Origin of the sequence: Pontibacter lucknowensis (assembly GCF_900156415.1) — a bacterium.
GTDB classification, from domain to species: Bacteria; Bacteroidota; Bacteroidia; order Cytophagales; family Hymenobacteraceae; genus Pontibacter; species Pontibacter lucknowensis.
Genome location: NZ_FTNM01000002.1, coordinates 677,919 through 693,928, shown reverse-complemented (window position 1 = coordinate 693,928; position 16,010 = coordinate 677,919). Strand labels below are relative to the sequence as shown.

Below are 16,010 nucleotides of genomic sequence, written 5' to 3'. Positions count from 1 at the left end.
AGGATTATAGGCTTTCTTATAGTTGTAAGATGCTAATAATCGATGAGACGTTGCATGCTTTGCTTAAATAATATTATAAAAGTCAGATATAATTACTCTACTACGTCTAAATACCCCTGCGAGGGCTTCACTATCCTATCTAAAGCATCTTCGTGTTCATGCTGACAGAATTTTCTATCAGAAGGATAGTGCAAGTTTTGGGTAAATAAAAGAGCGGGAGGAATACTGAAATCTATCTTTCAGCCTCTGCCAGAATTCGTTTCAGGTCGGTGAGTATACTGCCTACGTCCCGCTGCATCTCAGGCGATTTTATGTCTTTCAGGTACTCCAGGCAACGGTCCTGCTCCAGGCGGGCCTGCCGCATCAGTTTCTTTAGCTGCACAATATTTTCTTCTGAAGAATCAACCACGCTTTGTCCAAATGCGTCGATGCAGTTGGCGGTGACCTCCATGGCGAGCTGCAACTGCTCTTTTCCTGCGAACGCCGAACGGAAGGGCTTAACTTTCTGCAGATCGGCCAGACTTCTGCGTATACCTCTGATCTGGATGGTAATACTTTCGAGGTTGTTTATATGAACAGCCAGGCGGTTCAGTGTCATACGCTTGTGCGTGAGCAGGAGGTTGTACTTCAGGCTTTGCTCGGCCAGGTCAAGTGCTTTCCGGCTGTCAGCTGACTCCCTGATAAGGGCGTCTACTTCAGCTCGCCCAAACTGCTTGCGCTTGCTTGAGGAATCAATCAGTCGGCTAAGGCTCACCAGCGTATCAGCTGACAGCCTGCTATACCTGACCACGCTTCTCTCCACATCCGGAATTGCATTTTGCGGCACTATCAGGGCATTGATGATAACTGCTATACCTGAGCCTAGCACCGTCTCAGCAATCCGTTCAAAAGCATAGCCTTCTTCAGTATGTCCGAATGCCAAAACCAGTAGCGAACTGATGGCTACCTGTGAAATGATCTGGGGATTCATGCGCAGGGCTTTTGAGATGCCCATTCCCAACATGATGACCAGGAAGATAGAGAAAGTATTGATGCTCAGCCAATGCCCAAGCAACATGCTCAGGAAAACGCCGCCAATAATGCCCACTATACGCTGCGTCGCTTTATTCACAGAGTCGAGTACCGTCACCTGTACCGTGATGATGGCGGCAATAGGCGCAAAGTAAGGGTACTCGGACTGTAGCAGAGTAGAGGCGATGAACCAAGAAAGCGAAGCGGCAAAGGCCGTTTTCACAATCTGCAGGGTCAGACCCATCTTGTCCAGTATGTTCAAAACTTTGACCATTACCGTCTATTTATCCATCAATTGTTTTGAGCTACACTATTAAATTTGCTAAGGATAGCTAATGCTGTGCAGGAAGAAGCAGGTAACCTAATCTTTCGCTGCTTTCTTTTTCCGTTGTGGGAGGCTCAGGTTGATGGGGACATTGTAGGCAACATGCACAGCCTTACCATTTTGATAGCCCGGCACCCATTCAGGCATACTCGTGATGATGCGAACTATCTCCTGGTCCAGGTCCCATCTCACCCCTTGTTTCACTTGTACGTTTCCAATCTTACCGTCATTCTGCACGACATAACTAACTATGACTTTACCTTCCACTCTGTCACGAAGCGCTGTGACTGGATAGTTGAAGTTTCGGGTAATGAAAGCAAGCATCTGACTTTCACCTCCGGGAAATTCGGGAACGCTTTCGGTATAGGTATAGACATCATTGTTATTGGTAACAGCGACATTCCCAGGAAAATCAGGGTTGGGCGTTGATACATAGGGCTCCTGCAGCTTATACAAGTCTGCCGCTATAGCGAAGCAACCCCTACCATTGGCTGGTGGCTTGATGGACGTGACATAGATCGCATTGGCACCTTTTTCGACTGCCTGTTTTTTTGCCAGAGACAGTAAATCATGAATATCACAAGGGGTATTTCGGCCTTTCGCGAATTTAATTTCACCCAACTTCTCTCCAGTTGCTGGTAGACTTTCCTGCTTGTAAATTATCTCTACCTCAGGCAGCACCAAGGCCATATTGGCAAGACTGTCACTTTGTTGGGCCTGCGTCTGATAATCTGTCAATAGGAAGATAGAGAAAAGTAGTGTGATCGCGTTTTTCAATTGAACAGAAGAGTTTAAGGTCAGAGAATAATTACGACGTATTTTTTGGGCCAGTGGGGACTACCGCGCACAAATGCCCCTGTATGGACAGTATTGGCAAATTTCCAGCTCCTTTGTTTTCCGGATCACTTCAGTCGGGTCGAGTAGCTCTTGTACGAAGCGGGTGATCAGCTTCTCTGAAGAAGTGATGAAGTCCTCTCCGGTCGCCTGCTCAAACGGGAAGTCGGCTGTGAGTACACCGGCATCCAGATTCCTGAATGACAGTATACCTGATTTCGGGACAATGCGTGCCGGGTCCAGGTGGCCTGCGTTACGAAGCAATAACTCGGGTTTTTGTTCCAGGTTGCGCTGTAGGATGTACTCGTAGAGCCACAGCTGCCGTACCTTGTCATACTTAGGCGAGGTAATAAAGTGTAAGTCCACATCATCCGGCTTCACGTTCACCTGGTTGCGTTCAACCTTGCCGGTCTTGTAGTCTATCACGCGGAGTTCTGCTCCTTTCAGGTCGATGCGGTCGGCTTTGCCAGCCACTTTCACAGGTATAAGCTCATCGCCCACCTGCACCTGCAACGTAGTTTCCAGTTGCTCTTCGAGGCGAAGCACGTAGAGCGGCAGTTCGTCGTCAGATTTCAGCAGACTCTCCAGATACTTTTCGAGCACCTGCACGGCTACTTTGAAAAGCAGGAAGTTCATGCCGCGCTCCGGTGTGGCGCCGCGTGTCACTTTCTTGAATTCATCTTCCACCTTCGCCGGAAGCTCCTTCAGCATCTGCTCCACATGCGGTTTCTCGATCGGCTTGCCATCTTGCTCAAAAGGCCGGAAGAAGTCCTCCAGCACCTGGTGCACGATGGTACCAAACTGGTCCGCGCCGAGCTGCTCTTCCACTTCGTCGATCTCTCTGATCTTGGCGATGCGGCTGAAATAGTACTGCAGTGAACAGTTGATGTACATGTTCAGGTGTGAAGGGTAGAGGCCTCGTTTCAGTTCCTGCCGCAGCTGCTCCAGCGTCTGGGCGTCTTTGTGGATGACAATATCCTCGTCGTACTTTTTCTGATCACGCAGCTCCACCGTGGCAGTCAGGTCGCGGAATTTGATCCTGGGGTTGCGCAGTGCCAAATCGTTCTGCAGCTGCAGAATGAAACGGCTCTTTTCGCCAGAGCCATAAGTATCGGATGGCAGCACGTAGAGCAGGTTCACAGTTTTGGCACGCTGCAGCAGACGGTAAAAATTATAGGCCATGGCCCCCTCAGTTTCAGCATAAGTAGGCAACCCAAACTGCTTCAGCACATCAAATGGCATCAGCGACTCATGACGTTTTGGAGCTGGCAGTGTGTTCTCATTCACCGACAGGATGATCAGGTTCTCAAAGTCAAGCGCACGGGTCTCGAGCATACCCATGATCTGCAGATCTGAGATGGGTTCGCCGCTGAACGGAAGGCGCTGCCGGGCGATCAGCTCGTTCAAAAACTTACGGAAGCTGCGCACCGATATCTTCTGCTCGCGGCAGTCGAAGATCGTATCAAGGCGCTTGACGATGGTATAGAAGATGTAGAGGTACTCCGTTTCGATTGTGCTGGGCTGGTGACTGTACATCTTATGCAGCAGGTCAATCAGCCTGTAAAGCGAGGCAATGATGTCGTCGCAGTCACGCCAGGATGTAAACAACACTTCAAAGAGCGGCTCGTGCTTGCCCATTTTCAGCAGGTCGTTTGCCGTGATCAGCACGCGGTTGTCCTGCACGATCTGCTCCAGTACACGCTGCACAAATCCATGGAGTTCCGGCTTGTCAGGCTGATCATTTATATATAGTTCATACCTGCGGATGAAAGGGTGGGAGAGCAGCTTGGTCACCGTGAGGTGGTGGTACTGGTATACCTTGTAACCCGACTCCTGCAGTTGGGTTACGCCGGTCAGGTGCACGTCGAACAGCAGGTCGATCAGGTTGTAAAGTGGCGTGCCTTTAAAACTGAGACCCATGGTCACATTGTAGTTCGGCACCTCGTTAGGTATAGAGTGCAGCACGGGGAGCAGGAGCGTTTCGTCGGGCATTACTACCGCCACCTGCGCATGCTTGTCACGTGAGCGGATTTCCTGGATCAGCTGCCCGGCCAGCTTGCCCTGCATGCTGGCATTGGCCACCCCGATCACATTGATCTCTTTCTCGTCCGTGAGCAGCAGGTTCTGCTGCCAGCGCCATTCCGGCAAATTCCAGGTGCTCTTATACCTGCGCAGGAAGCTGCCCGCACGGTTAGGCGTGCCCTCCTCCATGTAAAAGTCGTCGGAGTCAAATAATACCTCCGCCTTATTGTGCTTGAGCAACGTGCGGATAATCTTCTCCTCTGAATTAGTGAGCGCATTCAAGCCAATGAAAAGGTATTGGGCGCAGTCTGGCGACTTAGCCAGTTGCTCGATATTATCAGAAACAATCTTATAAGCCATACCAGTATAAGCCTGTTTGCGCTCCTCCAGGTGGTTTTTCAAGTTGTGGTAGGTCTTCTCGATGTTGTCCCAGAGGCTGAAATATTTCTTAACTGCAGGAGTCAGGTCTTTGCCGAGACGCTCCGGGTCCCAACGCTCCAGTGCCTTTGCCTCGCTCACATAATCGAAGAGTTTGCCAGTGTCCACCAGGTTCTGGTCGATACGGCTGAAGTCGTCGAGCAGTGTGCCGCCCCAGGTGATGAACTGATCGAAATCAAGGTTGGGGTCCTGTTCGCGCATCAGGTCGTAGAGCTCCAGCTGCAGGTTAATCGGCTCCAGCACATCCACTTTGGCCAGCTTGGTGATGAAATCCTCCATACCAGACACCTCCGGGGACCAGATCGGCTCGGGTGCAGCCTGAGCCAGGGCATTCTTAAAAAAGAAACTCGCACGACGTGACGGCAGCACGATGCATAGCTCGCTGATGTTCTCTTTATACTTTTCGTAAACGTATTTCGCCGTAAGCTCAAGGAAGGTCTGCACTATCTTATTGAGTGAATGAGTTGTTGAGTGATTTAGTGAATAGTTGAATTGCTGATTGCTGTATGTGTATGGTTATACAGTGGCTCTATCGTTTAATCAACTTTTTAAACTATCTAACTTAAAACGTTTCCCTTTTCATCCATTTTCATGAAGGGGTTGTAGGCGATTTCCCAAAGGTTGTCGTCCGGGTCGGCAATATAGCTGCTGTAGCCACCCCAAAACACTTTCTCCGGTTGCTTGAGTACACGAACGCCTTTGCCTGCAAGTTCTGCTACCAGATCATCCACCTCTTTTTCAGAGCTCACATTGTAGGCCAGCGAAAAGCTTTTAAAGCCCTTGCCATCAGCCTCCAGGCCGGCATCATCTGCCAGCGACTCTTGTGGGAACAGGGCCAGTTGCAGACCATTCAGCTGAAAGAAGATCACGCTCTCCGTGCTGCTCTCGAGCGGTTGCCAGCCAAAGACATTCTGGTAAAACTCCTTCGAGCGCTGCAGATTCCTGACGCCTAGTGTAATGAGTGTAATTCTCTGTTCCATATTATCCCTCTGATCTATAAATACTTTCTGATTTCCAGATGCCTATACCTTACCTGGCTTCTTCATAAGCAGCTTTCAACCAACCGATCAGGTCTGTGTCGATTTCTTCTGCATTCTGAAGTCGCACCCGATGCGAGCACATGGCATTAAAGCTACCAGAGTTTTCCAATCTGCCTTCCGCTTCTCTACCTCTCAGGTTAATGCCAACATCCAGCCTGGTTTTAGTAGAGGGTTGGATCAGGGCAAACTGCTTTTTGCTGCGCACACTTACATAGGCGTTTTTAGGAGCCAGTTCGACTTCATCACCAAACTGCTTCAACTGGGCAACAAGCGCTTCATAAATAGGCAACAGCTGCTCTTTTCCTTTGTATTGCTTCTCCACCAGATCTTCCGGATTTTCAGCTGAACCGGCATCACTGCCTTTGGCTTTGAGTGCTACCATGTTAGCAAAACCATGCGTAAAGCCGTGATCATTTTTTAGAAACTTCACAATCTCACCGTGCTTTTGCAAACCAGTGCTCTGTACAATCTGAATCCACTCTTCAAGTGACTTACCTGTGTTCTTCTCCAGGTTGTCGATCATGGTTTGTGCTGCTTTGTCCATGTGATTAAGGTGTAACTAATGATTAGTAATTATTCTATTTATGATAAAGAGTAATTCGTCATTAGATATTACTCATTATACATCATACTTTCTTAAAGTGCCAGGCCCATCTGCAGACTCTTTCCACCGTAGGACCATTCGTACAGCTCCTCTGTATCGAAGTAATAAAGCAGGCATTTTACTTTTTCGTAACCGAGCTGCTTAAAGCGCACAGCGTAATGATCGAGTTTGTTGCGGTGCTCCTCCAATGGTGGCGGCAGTTTGAACTCCAGTAGCACTACCTGATCACCATCAAACACCACCCTGTCAGGCTTATAGAGGTAGGCGCGTGCATCCAGCAATTCCTTTTCATGCTCCACAATGACTTTTTCCGAAAAGTAATGGCTGATTTTCGGGTGGTTCACGACTTCGAGTAAACGCTCTTTCAAGGTACTCTTTTCCCGGTCACTGATGATGCCCTGGTATACCATCTGGCGCAGCACATTGTCAAGCTGCGCGGCAGTCAGGATGCGAGAGAGGGCATAGTGAAGTTTCTTGTTCTGGATGCGCTGCTCGGTCTGCGTCTCGAAGTCGAAGACGTTGTTTGCATGCTGCTTGAGTTGGAGGCGCTTTGCCCAGTCATTCGTCTGCAGGTAATCCAGGGTATAGGCCGGACCGATCTCCCGGCTGCCGCTATCCTGTTTGGTTGCCTGACCTGCGTATACCTGGTAGCACAGTTTTCCGGGTTCCCAAAGACCCTCCACCACCAGGTAGCGGTAGAGCAGGTGACTCACATTTTTGGCTGTTCCTTCCAGTGCCTTCTGTGCCTTTCGCTCCTCGAGCAGGTCCTTCCCGTTGCCGATCAGGTATAGCCTGTCTTTGGGGCGGGTAAGGGCCACGTACAGCATGTTCAGGTTTTCAATAAAGGTTTTCTCTATCTCGGTATTGTATTGGTCGGCCAGTTCGGTATGCTCCAGGCGGGAGCTGATGTTAACGGCCACACTGCGCAGTTTGCCCATCACCTTGTTGTCGTCAGTCAAACGGCTCCACATCAGGGCCCGCGTCTGTGGCTCCGTGCTCCAGTCCGCGAACGGGATGATCACGATCGGGTAGGCGAGGCCTTTGGCTTTGTGAATACTGGTGATCGTAATGGCATTGCGGTCCTTGGGCGTATTGATGCTTAGCTTTTCCTTCTGCACGTCCCAGTATGCCAAAAAGTTGTTGAGGTTGTTGCTGTTCTTGAGACTATACTCCAGTACCAGGTCCAGAAAGCGGAACAGGTATTCGCACTCGTTGTTATGCCCCAGCAGGTTGAAAATGCGTATCAGCTGCTCTGTGAGTTCGTAGATGGAGAGGTTGCCCGTCTCACGCTCTTTCACATCAAATTTTAATTCACGCAGGTAATCAAAAAACAGCTGCGGATCCGGCTGGTTAGCGATCTGGGCTATTTTTTGGGCCAGTTCTGTGGTAGGTACTTTGCCGCTGGTGACGGTATGGATCAGGTATATCGCCTCTGATTTGGCTAGCGTATCGTTTGGACGGTTAAAGACGCGGAACATGGCAATGATCACATTGATCACTTCTGCAAACTGCAGTGAAAGAGAATCCTGCGAGATGATATCGTACTGCTTCTCCTTCAGGAAATTGGCAATTAACTTGCTCTTGGCATTTGTGCGGCAGAGGATAGCCATGTCCTTCAAGGTATAGCCATCCGTCAGACCCTGACGCACGAGTTCGATCACCATGTTAAGGGTGCTGGCATCATAGCTCAGTTCCTGCTCATGGGTATAGTCATCGTATAGCTCTTCCGTCCGGATACAGCTATTCAGGTCGTATTTGTAGTTCAGGTCGTCGGGGTAGGTGAACATGATCTGCACCCTGCCACCAGTCTTGCCTGATTCTGGGGCCTCCTGCACAAACTTATCGTCGTAGATGGAGGTGAAGGTACCGTATACTTTATGTTGCTCGCTGAAAAAAGTGAAGAGCTTGTTGTTGAACTCGATGATCTCGCGGCGGCTTCTAAAGTTCTGCTGCAGCACATCAGGTGCCAGGTTCTCGCGCACCGATTCGTAGCGCTCCCGGATCATGTGGCCATGTCGACGGTTTTCGTAGAGCAGGTGTGTGTTGTTTTTGTAAAGGTGCAGGATCTGCTCCATCTCACCACCGCGCCAGCGGTAAATCGCCTGCTTGGCATCACCCACCACCATGCTGAAGTGTCCGGAAGCCAGGGCGTTATCAACGAGCGGTAGCAGGTTGTTCCATTGCAGCACCGAAGTGTCCTGAAACTCGTCGATTAGAATGTGGTTATATTTCTCGCCAAGGCGCTCATAGATAAATGGCACCGGCTCCTGCAGCACAATGTCGATGATGCGCTTGTTGAACTCTGAAATGTGCACCGTGTTACGGTCAAGCTTGATCTCCTGCAGGCACTTCTCCAGCTCGTTCAGCACCGACACTTTATAAAGGTGCGGCACCACAGCCGAGATCAGGGTAAAGGTACCCGCATACTGCTCTTTGATCGACTCGATACTATAATAGAGGTCCGTCAGCAGCTGCCGTAAACCGTCAATCTGATTCTTTGTAGCCGTTGAAGCCTTGCCGGCATACCACTTGTCTTCCTCCACTGTCTGGCGGGCGTAGTTGTTGCCGTACGTCAGATCGGCTTCCCGGTTAAACTTACTGAAATAACCGTACAGGCCGCGATTGCCCTGGTAGAAATCAGCAGGGGAGAGGCCTGCCTGCTCAATTGCCTGCAGCGCTTTGACCGCATCTTCCTGCAAAGCCGCCAGTATACCTTCCTGCAGTTCTTTGAGCTGTTTCCTGATCTCCCTGAAATCTTCCAGCGTGAGTCCCTGCAGGTCTGTCACAGCTTCGTATACCTGTTCATTGAGCAGGTTCTTTGCAAAATCAGCCAGGTCATCGGGCAAAGTGTTCCAGCTGCGGCCTTCGCGGGCTTTCTCCAGGGCGTACTGCTCAAGTGTTTCAGAGAGCAGGTCATCTTTCCGGTTACTCACCTTATCCAGCAGCAGTTGCACGGCTGTGCTCACCAGCGTCTGGGAGTCCAGGTCTACTTCAAAGTTATAGGGTATGTTAAGCTCTTTTGTAAAAGCCTGCACGATCTTATTGACGAAACTGTCGATGGTGCTGACAGAGAAATCGCTGTAATTGTAGAGGATCTGGGTAAACAAGAGCCCAGCGCGCTGCCGTAGTTGCTCTTTATCAAAGTGCTCGTCCGGAAAGCGCTTCTGCAGCTCATCCGTTATCTTATCAAGCAGGTCCTCGCTCTTCTGTAGTTCGCCTCCACTCAGGCTAGGGTTGTTGAAATTGCGCAAGGCCCCCAAAATACGCTCCTTCATTTCGGCAGCCGCATCGTTTGTAAAGGTGATCGCCAGGATAGACCGGTAGTAGTCCGGATCAGCGGTATGCAGCGCCAGCTTCAGGTATTCTTTGGTCAGGGTATAGGTTTTGCCGGAACCAGCTGAAGAAGAGAGTATCTTAAAATTTGGCGACATAGCGGAAGGCTTTTTAAAGGATTCTAAAGATACACCTACGACATGGTTTATGCCAGAGCCCGCCCTTAAAATTATGGTCTGTTGATAGCAAATGTTTGGAGATCAAGGTATAAAATACAAAAAGCTCCCCCGCCTGCGCGAAGGAGCCTAATGCCTTTCTATGTCAGAGTAAAAGGCTATGCGTATACGACCTGGCCTTTCTTTTCTTCTTTTTCTTTGGCAGGAGCAGGGGCATGCACACCCACGCATACATTGCGCATGATGCGTGCCATGGAGATAGAGTAATCAGTGATAATACAGTGTTGCTGCTCCGTGCTCATCAGCGCCTTACCGCCACCCAGCGTCAGTTTGTTCAGTTCAATCACTTCATCAAAATTCTGACGCAGCATCTTAAGCGCCTTGAAAGATGGCTCGTTATAGTACATTGGAATCACCTGGCACACGGCGTAACTTCCCTTTGCGCGTTCCTTCGCTATCATACTACACAGATTAGAAGCATTCATTTTATCAAGATCAGAGATGATCACAAAGAACACCTTTGCCTCACTTTTGTCTGATTTGATAACCGCATTGCTTTGCAGCAGGTTACGAGAAACTTTTGCACCCTTCATGAAATCTTCGTCCTTCAGGATCTTGTTGTGAATCTTGAAAGCCAGTGCGCCTGATGCGATTAGATGAAAGTCCTTGCTTTTAGCTGTGATTTTGGAGAAGTGTAACATAATTAGAAAGGATTAAAGGGTTAAAGATCTAAAGTATTTTTATGCTGCAGATTAAATACTGCACATTTATTTCTAAAAATATTGCTTTCAATTGATAGGGTAGGGCGGCGGCAGTTAAACCTAAAGTGAATTGATCAGATAGACAATCAATTCTCAATAGGATTAAGCTTTGGTGTTAAAATTTTACTGGTTTTGATCCTGTAATACACTAAACTACGTGCAATATATTGGATATACCAATGAAAAATTTTAATAATAGTTAACGGCTTGATTTTAAGGGTGAATGTAATCTCTTTACGGGTGAATGAAATCAGTGTTTCTTATTTCAATAATAATTTGGAATTTTTTGACGCAAAATAAAAAAGATTTTGAAATAAATATAAATCGTTCGCCATTTTCTCATAACAATTTTATAACCGAATAATACACACCTACTTAGGTTGGCTTATTTAATAATATATTTGAACGCATGACAACAGTGTCATTTATTATGCATACCTTTGCAGCCGATTTGGAATCAGTCTGATTTAAGTAAAACTGGCTACACCGCTGTTAAAGCAAAACCTGGTTGATTTTTATTCTTGTCGGACTTCTTTCTCGTAAAGAAGGGTTTATGGACAGGCTGTCTCCAGACGTAGTGTAAAAAGTTATTATTATCAGAATGAACAAAATCAGATTTGACGAGCTTCCGCTTTCGCCGGAAGTCCAGCGTGCTATCGCTGACATGGGCTTCGAAGAAGCATCTCCCATCCAAACAGAAGCAATCCCGGTAGTATTAGAAGGACGCGACATCATTGGCCAGGCCCAGACGGGTACGGGCAAGACGGCCGCTTTTGGTATACCTACCATCGAAAGCATCGACGAGAACGATCGCAGTGTGCAGGCGCTTATCCTGTGCCCGACGCGTGAACTTGCTATTCAGGTAGCCGGAGAAATCCAGAAACTTATTAAGTATAAGCCAGGCATCAGCATCGTGCCTATTTACGGCGGTCAGGCTTATGACCGTCAGCTGCGTGCCCTTAAGCAGGGTGTGCAGATCGTGATCGGTACTCCGGGCCGTGTGATGGACCACATCGAGCGCGGTACCCTCAAGCTGGACAAGATCAAAAAGATCATCCTTGACGAAGCCGACGAAATGCTCGACATGGGTTTCCGTGACGACATCGAGTTCGTATTAAGCAAAATGCCGGAAGAGCGTCAGACGATCTTCTTCTCGGCTACTATGTCCAAGCCGATCATGGACCTGACCAAGCGCTACCAGAACGATCCTGTGATCGTGAAAGTGGTGCACAAGGAACTGACCGTAACTAACATTGACCAGGTATACTTCGAAGTGCGTAACTCTATGAAGCAGGAAGTACTTTCCCGCATCCTGGACATGCACAACATGAAGTCGGTGATCATCTTCTGCAATACCAAGCGTATGGTGGACGAACTGGTAACAAACCTGCAGGCCCGTGGCTATTTTGCCGATGGTTTGCATGGTGACCTGAACCAGAACCAGCGTTCTAACGTGATGGGCAAGTTCCGTAACGGTATGCTCGAGATCCTAGTAGCGACTGACGTGGCAGCCCGTGGTCTTGACGTAGACAACGTAGAGGCTGTGTTCAACTATGACCTGCCGCAGGACGAAGAGTCTTACGTGCACCGCATTGGCCGTACAGGTCGTGCCGGTAAGTCAGGCAAGGCTTTCTCTTTCGTGGCAGGCCGCTCTGACATGTACAAGCTGAAGGACATCATGCGCTATACCAAGGCGAATGTGCAGCTGCAGCAGGTACCTACCTACGAAGACGTAAACGAGATCCGTACTAACCTGTTCCTTGACAAGGTGCGTGAAGTGCTGGAGAAGGGTAACCTGACCAAGCATGTCAACACCATCGAGAAACTGGTGAACGAAGATTATACCTCCCTGGAAGTGGCGGCTGCCCTGCTCAAAATGAGCCTGAAGGAAGCCAAAACGAAAGAGGCTGGCAAAGAGGCTGAAAAAGGCCTTGGTGGACCGAAAGCCGGTTTCGACCGTCTGTTCATCACAATCGGTAAGAAAGACCGCGTTCATCCAAAGGACCTGATCGACCTGCTGAGCCAGAACGCCGACATACCTGCTTCTAAAGTAGGCGATATTGACCTGTATGACAAGTTCAGCTTCGTGGAGGTACCTACCGAATACACTGCTGATATCCTGCAGAAAGTTGGTCGTATCGAGGTGGATGGCCGCATGGTGATCGTAGAGAAATCGCAGAAGAAAGAAGGTGGTGCCGGTGGTGGCAGAGAAGACTTCGGTTTCAGTGATCGTGGTGCAGACCGTGGCGGTGATCGTGGTGGCAAGCGCTTCGGCGGTGGCGACCGTGGTGGTTACGGCGGAGATCGTGGAGGCGACAGAGGTGGCCGTCGTGAAGGTGGATACGGAGGCGGTGGAAGCCGTTTCGGTGGCCGTGGCGACCGCGACTCTTTCAGAGGCGGTGACCGTCGCAGCAGCGGTGGCGATCGTGGCGGATTCCGCAAAAAAAGATTCTAATTGACCGAACCTGCCTGTGGGTAGTTCGTATAAAAGGATATACAAAGCTTGAAGTGTAAAAAGCTTCAAATTGTTAGAAAAGGCTGACTTGAAACGTCAGCCTTTTTGTTTTGTGATTATTTTTTCTTAATCCGTAACCTTGGCTTTAACCTTCCGTTAAAGAAGGTATCATAAAAAGGTTGGAAGATTATTCTACTGTTTTACGCAGTTAGAACTGATAAGCCTGACATCAGACGGATGTCAGGCTTATTACTTTTATACCAGTATATACCTTCAGCCTAAGCGGAGGGCACAAAAAAAAGGAGCTATAGCAGCTCCTTTCTGTTTTTTATCTTCATGTGAAAGATCAGGCGCTGTCACGCAGCGAGCGAATATGATCATGTGCGTTTTTCACATCCTGGTACTGCTGCGCCACGATTGGCTTCAACTCACCTGGCAGGTTCTTCTCCATGGCTTCTTCGTATGCTTTCACAGCATAGTCTTCACCACGCTCGCACTCCTCCAGTATACGCTTTCTGTCTTTTGAAGAGAGGGCCGCTTTAATATCGATCCAGGCACGATGCAGGGTACCTTCGATAGAGCTGGACTCGTCGTCTGTCTTGCCCATTTTGTGCAGTTGATCCTGTAGTTCTGTGATCATGCTGTCGCGCTGCACGGCGTACTTGCGGAACAGTTCTTTCAGGTCCTGATCCTCTACGTCTTCGGCAGCAGTTTTATAGCCCTTTACACCGTCTTTGCATCTTTCGATGAGATGGTGTACGGTTGAGTAAACTTCTTTATTAATTTCCATAGTGATATTTTTATTAGGTTTTGTATGCTGATGTACTGCATTCCCTAATTTTTTGTTTCCAAAATGGATATATCGCTATGCTAGGATATGGAAGCGGCCATGGTCCTGCCCGCCAGGTAGCCTGTGGTCCAGGCAGCCTGAAAGTTGAATCCACCCGTAATACCATCAATGTCAAGTACTTCTCCGGCAAAGTGTAAACCCGGATGCAGGCGGCTTTCCATCGTTTTCATGTTGACCTGACTCAAGTCTATACCGCCACAGGTCACGAACTCTTCCTTAAAAGTCGTTTTACCGTCCACCTCAACAGGCATTCTCAGCAGTGCTTCTAAAAGTTTGTTTGTGTGTTTAGCAGGAAGTTCAGCCCACCTCACTTCGTCATTGATACCTGCTATACCTGTGAGTGCCTTCCACAGTCGTTGCGGCAGACCGAATAGCGGGTTAGTAATCACTACTTTTTTTGGATGTGCCTTCCTGAATTGTTGCAACTGCTCCCGCAGGCTTTCTTCCGTTTGATCGTGCACCCAACTCACCAGGGCGGTGAAGCGGTAGTTCATACCATGAAACAGTCGGGCACCCCAGGCGGAAAGTTTCAGCACTGCCGGCCCGCTATATCCCCAATGCGTGATCAGTAAAGGACCTTCGTACTCGAGCTTCTGACCGGCTATACGCACCCTGGCCTGAGGAACAGATACACCTTGTAGCTCTTTGAGCGGCGATCCCGGCACATTGAACGTAAACAGGGAAGGGACAGGTTCCTGGATGGAATGACCCAGCATGCGCAACCAATCATAGCCCTGACTTTTGGGATTACCGCCCGAGCTAACTAATACCCGATCAGCATACAGTTCGTGGTTATTACTCAGGTATAAGGTATAGCCTCCTTTGTCAGGCTGAGGTACAATGCGCTCCACAGCCACACCTGTTTTGACCTCTACACCAGCTTTGGAGGCTTCGCGTTGCAGACAGTCAATGATCGTCTCAGAATTATCGGTGATCGGAAACATGCGGCCATCAGCCTCAGCTTTCAACTTCACGCCACGGCTCTCAAACCACGCTACTGTTTCCGCTGCCCCAAAGGTCTTGAATGCTTCCTTCAGCTGTTTGGCGCCGCGAGGATAATGTTGCGCAAAGACAGAAGGTGTAAAACAGTGATGTGTCACATTGCAGCGTCCGCCACCCGAAACCCTCACTTTAGACAACAGCTTGTTGCTTTTCTCCAGGATAGTAACCTGTGCTTTCGGATTAGCCTGCGCACAGGCGATTGCCCCAAAGTATCCGGCCGCACCGCCACCTATGACTATTATCTTCATGAAGATGTTTAATTGTTAATTGGTAGTTGTTGATTGTTTGCTCTGAGTGGATAAAAAACAATCAGCAATTCTTCTACAAAGATACTAAAAGAAAGCCATGGGATCGGGATGGGAGAAGACGTAGGCCAGGTCATCTTTCAGTTTCTGGCTGCTTATCAGTTTAAAACTGGTTTCTTCCATGTTCAGAAAGGTAGGAGCTTCCAGGCCGATAGCTTTGGTAGCCGCTACATAAAAGTCGCGTCGGCACGGGTGCTCATCGGCGCAGGCGTTGTATATCTGGCCCCATTTCTTCTGAGCAATGATGCGCTCTAAAATGTTGAGGCAGTCTTCCAGATGAATCATGTTAACAGGGGCATCGCCATTTGGCAAGTCACTTTTGCCGGCCATGAAGCGTCCCGGCTGCCTGCTACCCCCAACAAGCCCTCCAAAGCGTACCACGGTGCAAACCCAGTGTTCACTGTCCCGGAACATTCTCTCCACACGCAAGAGCGTATTATCAGGGTCCAGTTCATCGGTAAAGCTGGTGTCTTCTTCGGTCACGATGCGGTTGAGCTCTGGGTATACCGAGGTAGAAGACACGAAAAGTATCCGGCCGACAGGCGACTGCAGGAGCGCTTTCTTCAGCACAGTCATCTGATGCAGGTAACTCTCGCCACCATCAGCGCGAAGTTTGGGTGGAATGTTCAGCACCAACACATCTGTCTTCAAAAAATCATTCAGAACTTCTTCGTTCAGAGCAGGAGCGGTGAGATTGATCAGATAGGGGTTTATATCAGCTTCACGGAGGATGTCCAGCTTATCTTCAGAGGTAGTAGAGCCATTAACGCGCAGTCCGGACCGTACCAGTCTTTCAGCCAATGGAAGGCCGAGCCAGCCGCAGCCCATAACGCTTATGTCAACTTTCTTTTGCATCGCTTTAGTGTTTTGGAAGTAACATTCCGTAAGCTCACGTGTTATCGTTTGCGACAAAG

The 16,010-nt window shown here is 49.0% G+C and carries 11 protein-coding genes; 1 reads left to right on the top strand and 10 read right to left on the bottom strand.

Translation table 11 applies throughout. The features are described from left to right. Window positions 1-232 precede the first annotated feature (232 nt). The 7 genes from BW972_RS09155 to BW972_RS09125 form a co-directional block, all read right to left on the bottom strand. On the bottom strand, window positions 233-1,273 hold the full coding sequence (locus tag BW972_RS09155) for an FUSC family protein (protein ID WP_159439852.1): 1,041 nt from the start codon (window positions 1,271-1,273) through the stop codon (window positions 233-235). A 99-nt stretch (window positions 1,274-1,372) separates the two neighbouring features. Next, a complete protein-coding gene (locus tag BW972_RS09150; RefSeq protein WP_007659467.1) occupies window positions 1,373-2,113 on the bottom strand; it encodes a TonB family protein in 741 nt (246 codons plus the stop codon). 60 nt (window positions 2,114-2,173) lie between these two features. Then, window positions 2,174-5,074, bottom strand: a complete 2,901-nt coding sequence (locus BW972_RS09145; protein WP_076421869.1) for a PD-(D/E)XK nuclease family protein — start codon at window positions 5,072-5,074, stop codon at window positions 2,174-2,176. Window positions 5,075-5,187: 113 nt separating this feature from the next. Then, on the bottom strand, window positions 5,188-5,610 hold the full coding sequence (locus BW972_RS09140; protein ID WP_076421868.1) for a VOC family protein: 423 nt from the start codon (window positions 5,608-5,610) through the stop codon (window positions 5,188-5,190). A gap of 49 nt (window positions 5,611-5,659) precedes the next feature. After that, a complete protein-coding gene (locus BW972_RS09135) occupies window positions 5,660-6,214 on the bottom strand; it encodes a DUF4287 domain-containing protein (protein WP_076421867.1) in 555 nt (184 codons plus the stop codon). A 92-nt stretch (window positions 6,215-6,306) separates the two neighbouring features. Beyond that, on the bottom strand, window positions 6,307-9,705 hold the full coding sequence (locus BW972_RS09130; RefSeq protein WP_076421866.1) for a UvrD-helicase domain-containing protein: 3,399 nt from the start codon (window positions 9,703-9,705) through the stop codon (window positions 6,307-6,309). Window positions 9,706-9,881: 176 nt separating this feature from the next. After that, a complete protein-coding gene (locus BW972_RS09125; RefSeq protein ID WP_007661205.1) occupies window positions 9,882-10,424 on the bottom strand; it encodes a hypothetical protein in 543 nt (180 codons plus the stop codon). 661 nt (window positions 10,425-11,085) lie between these two features. Here BW972_RS09125 and BW972_RS09120 point away from each other — a divergent pair. Further along, window positions 11,086-12,939, top strand: coding sequence for a DEAD/DEAH box helicase (locus BW972_RS09120; RefSeq protein ID WP_076421865.1), 1,854 nt, complete (start codon window positions 11,086-11,088; stop codon window positions 12,937-12,939). A 346-nt stretch (window positions 12,940-13,285) separates the two neighbouring features. Here the strand turns inward: BW972_RS09120 and BW972_RS09115 are convergent, their stop codons facing one another. The 3 genes from BW972_RS09115 to BW972_RS09105 all read right to left on the bottom strand — a co-directional run bounded on the left by BW972_RS09115 (window position 13,286) and on the right by BW972_RS09105 (window position 15,951). Next, window positions 13,286-13,729, bottom strand: coding sequence for a ferritin-like domain-containing protein (locus BW972_RS09115; RefSeq protein ID WP_007660006.1), 444 nt, complete (start codon window positions 13,727-13,729; stop codon window positions 13,286-13,288). 80 nt (window positions 13,730-13,809) lie between these two features. After that, entirely contained in the window at window positions 13,810-15,039 is a 1,230-nt protein-coding gene (locus tag BW972_RS09110) for a BaiN/RdsA family NAD(P)/FAD-dependent oxidoreductase (protein WP_076421864.1), read from the bottom strand. An 84-nt stretch (window positions 15,040-15,123) separates the two neighbouring features. Next, complete coding sequence (locus BW972_RS09105; RefSeq protein WP_007660000.1) at window positions 15,124-15,951, bottom strand: SDR family oxidoreductase; 828 nt, start codon at window positions 15,949-15,951, stop codon at window positions 15,124-15,126. Window positions 15,952-16,010 lie beyond the last annotated feature (59 nt).

What these genes read in the sequence shown, in the direction of transcription:
- BW972_RS09140 (WP_076421868.1), bottom strand. Translation starts at nt 5,610, where the DNA reads ATGGAACAGAGAATTACACTCATTACACTAGGCGTCAGGAATCTGCAG.
- BW972_RS09135 (WP_076421867.1), bottom strand. Translation starts at nt 6,214, where the DNA reads ATGGACAAAGCAGCACAAACCATGATCGACAACCTGGAGAAGAACACA.
- BW972_RS09130 (WP_076421866.1), bottom strand. Translation starts at nt 9,705, where the DNA reads ATGTCGCCAAATTTTAAGATACTCTCTTCTTCAGCTGGTTCCGGCAAA.
- BW972_RS09125 (WP_007661205.1), bottom strand. Translation starts at nt 10,424, where the DNA reads ATGTTACACTTCTCCAAAATCACAGCTAAAAGCAAGGACTTTCATCTA.
- BW972_RS09120 (WP_076421865.1), top strand. Translation starts at nt 11,086, where the DNA reads ATGAACAAAATCAGATTTGACGAGCTTCCGCTTTCGCCGGAAGTCCAG.
- BW972_RS09115 (WP_007660006.1), bottom strand. Translation starts at nt 13,729, where the DNA reads ATGGAAATTAATAAAGAAGTTTACTCAACCGTACACCATCTCATCGAA.
- BW972_RS09110 (WP_076421864.1), bottom strand. Translation starts at nt 15,039, where the DNA reads ATGAAGATAATAGTCATAGGTGGCGGTGCGGCCGGATACTTTGGGGCA.
- BW972_RS09105 (WP_007660000.1), bottom strand. Translation starts at nt 15,951, where the DNA reads ATGCAAAAGAAAGTTGACATAAGCGTTATGGGCTGCGGCTGGCTCGGC.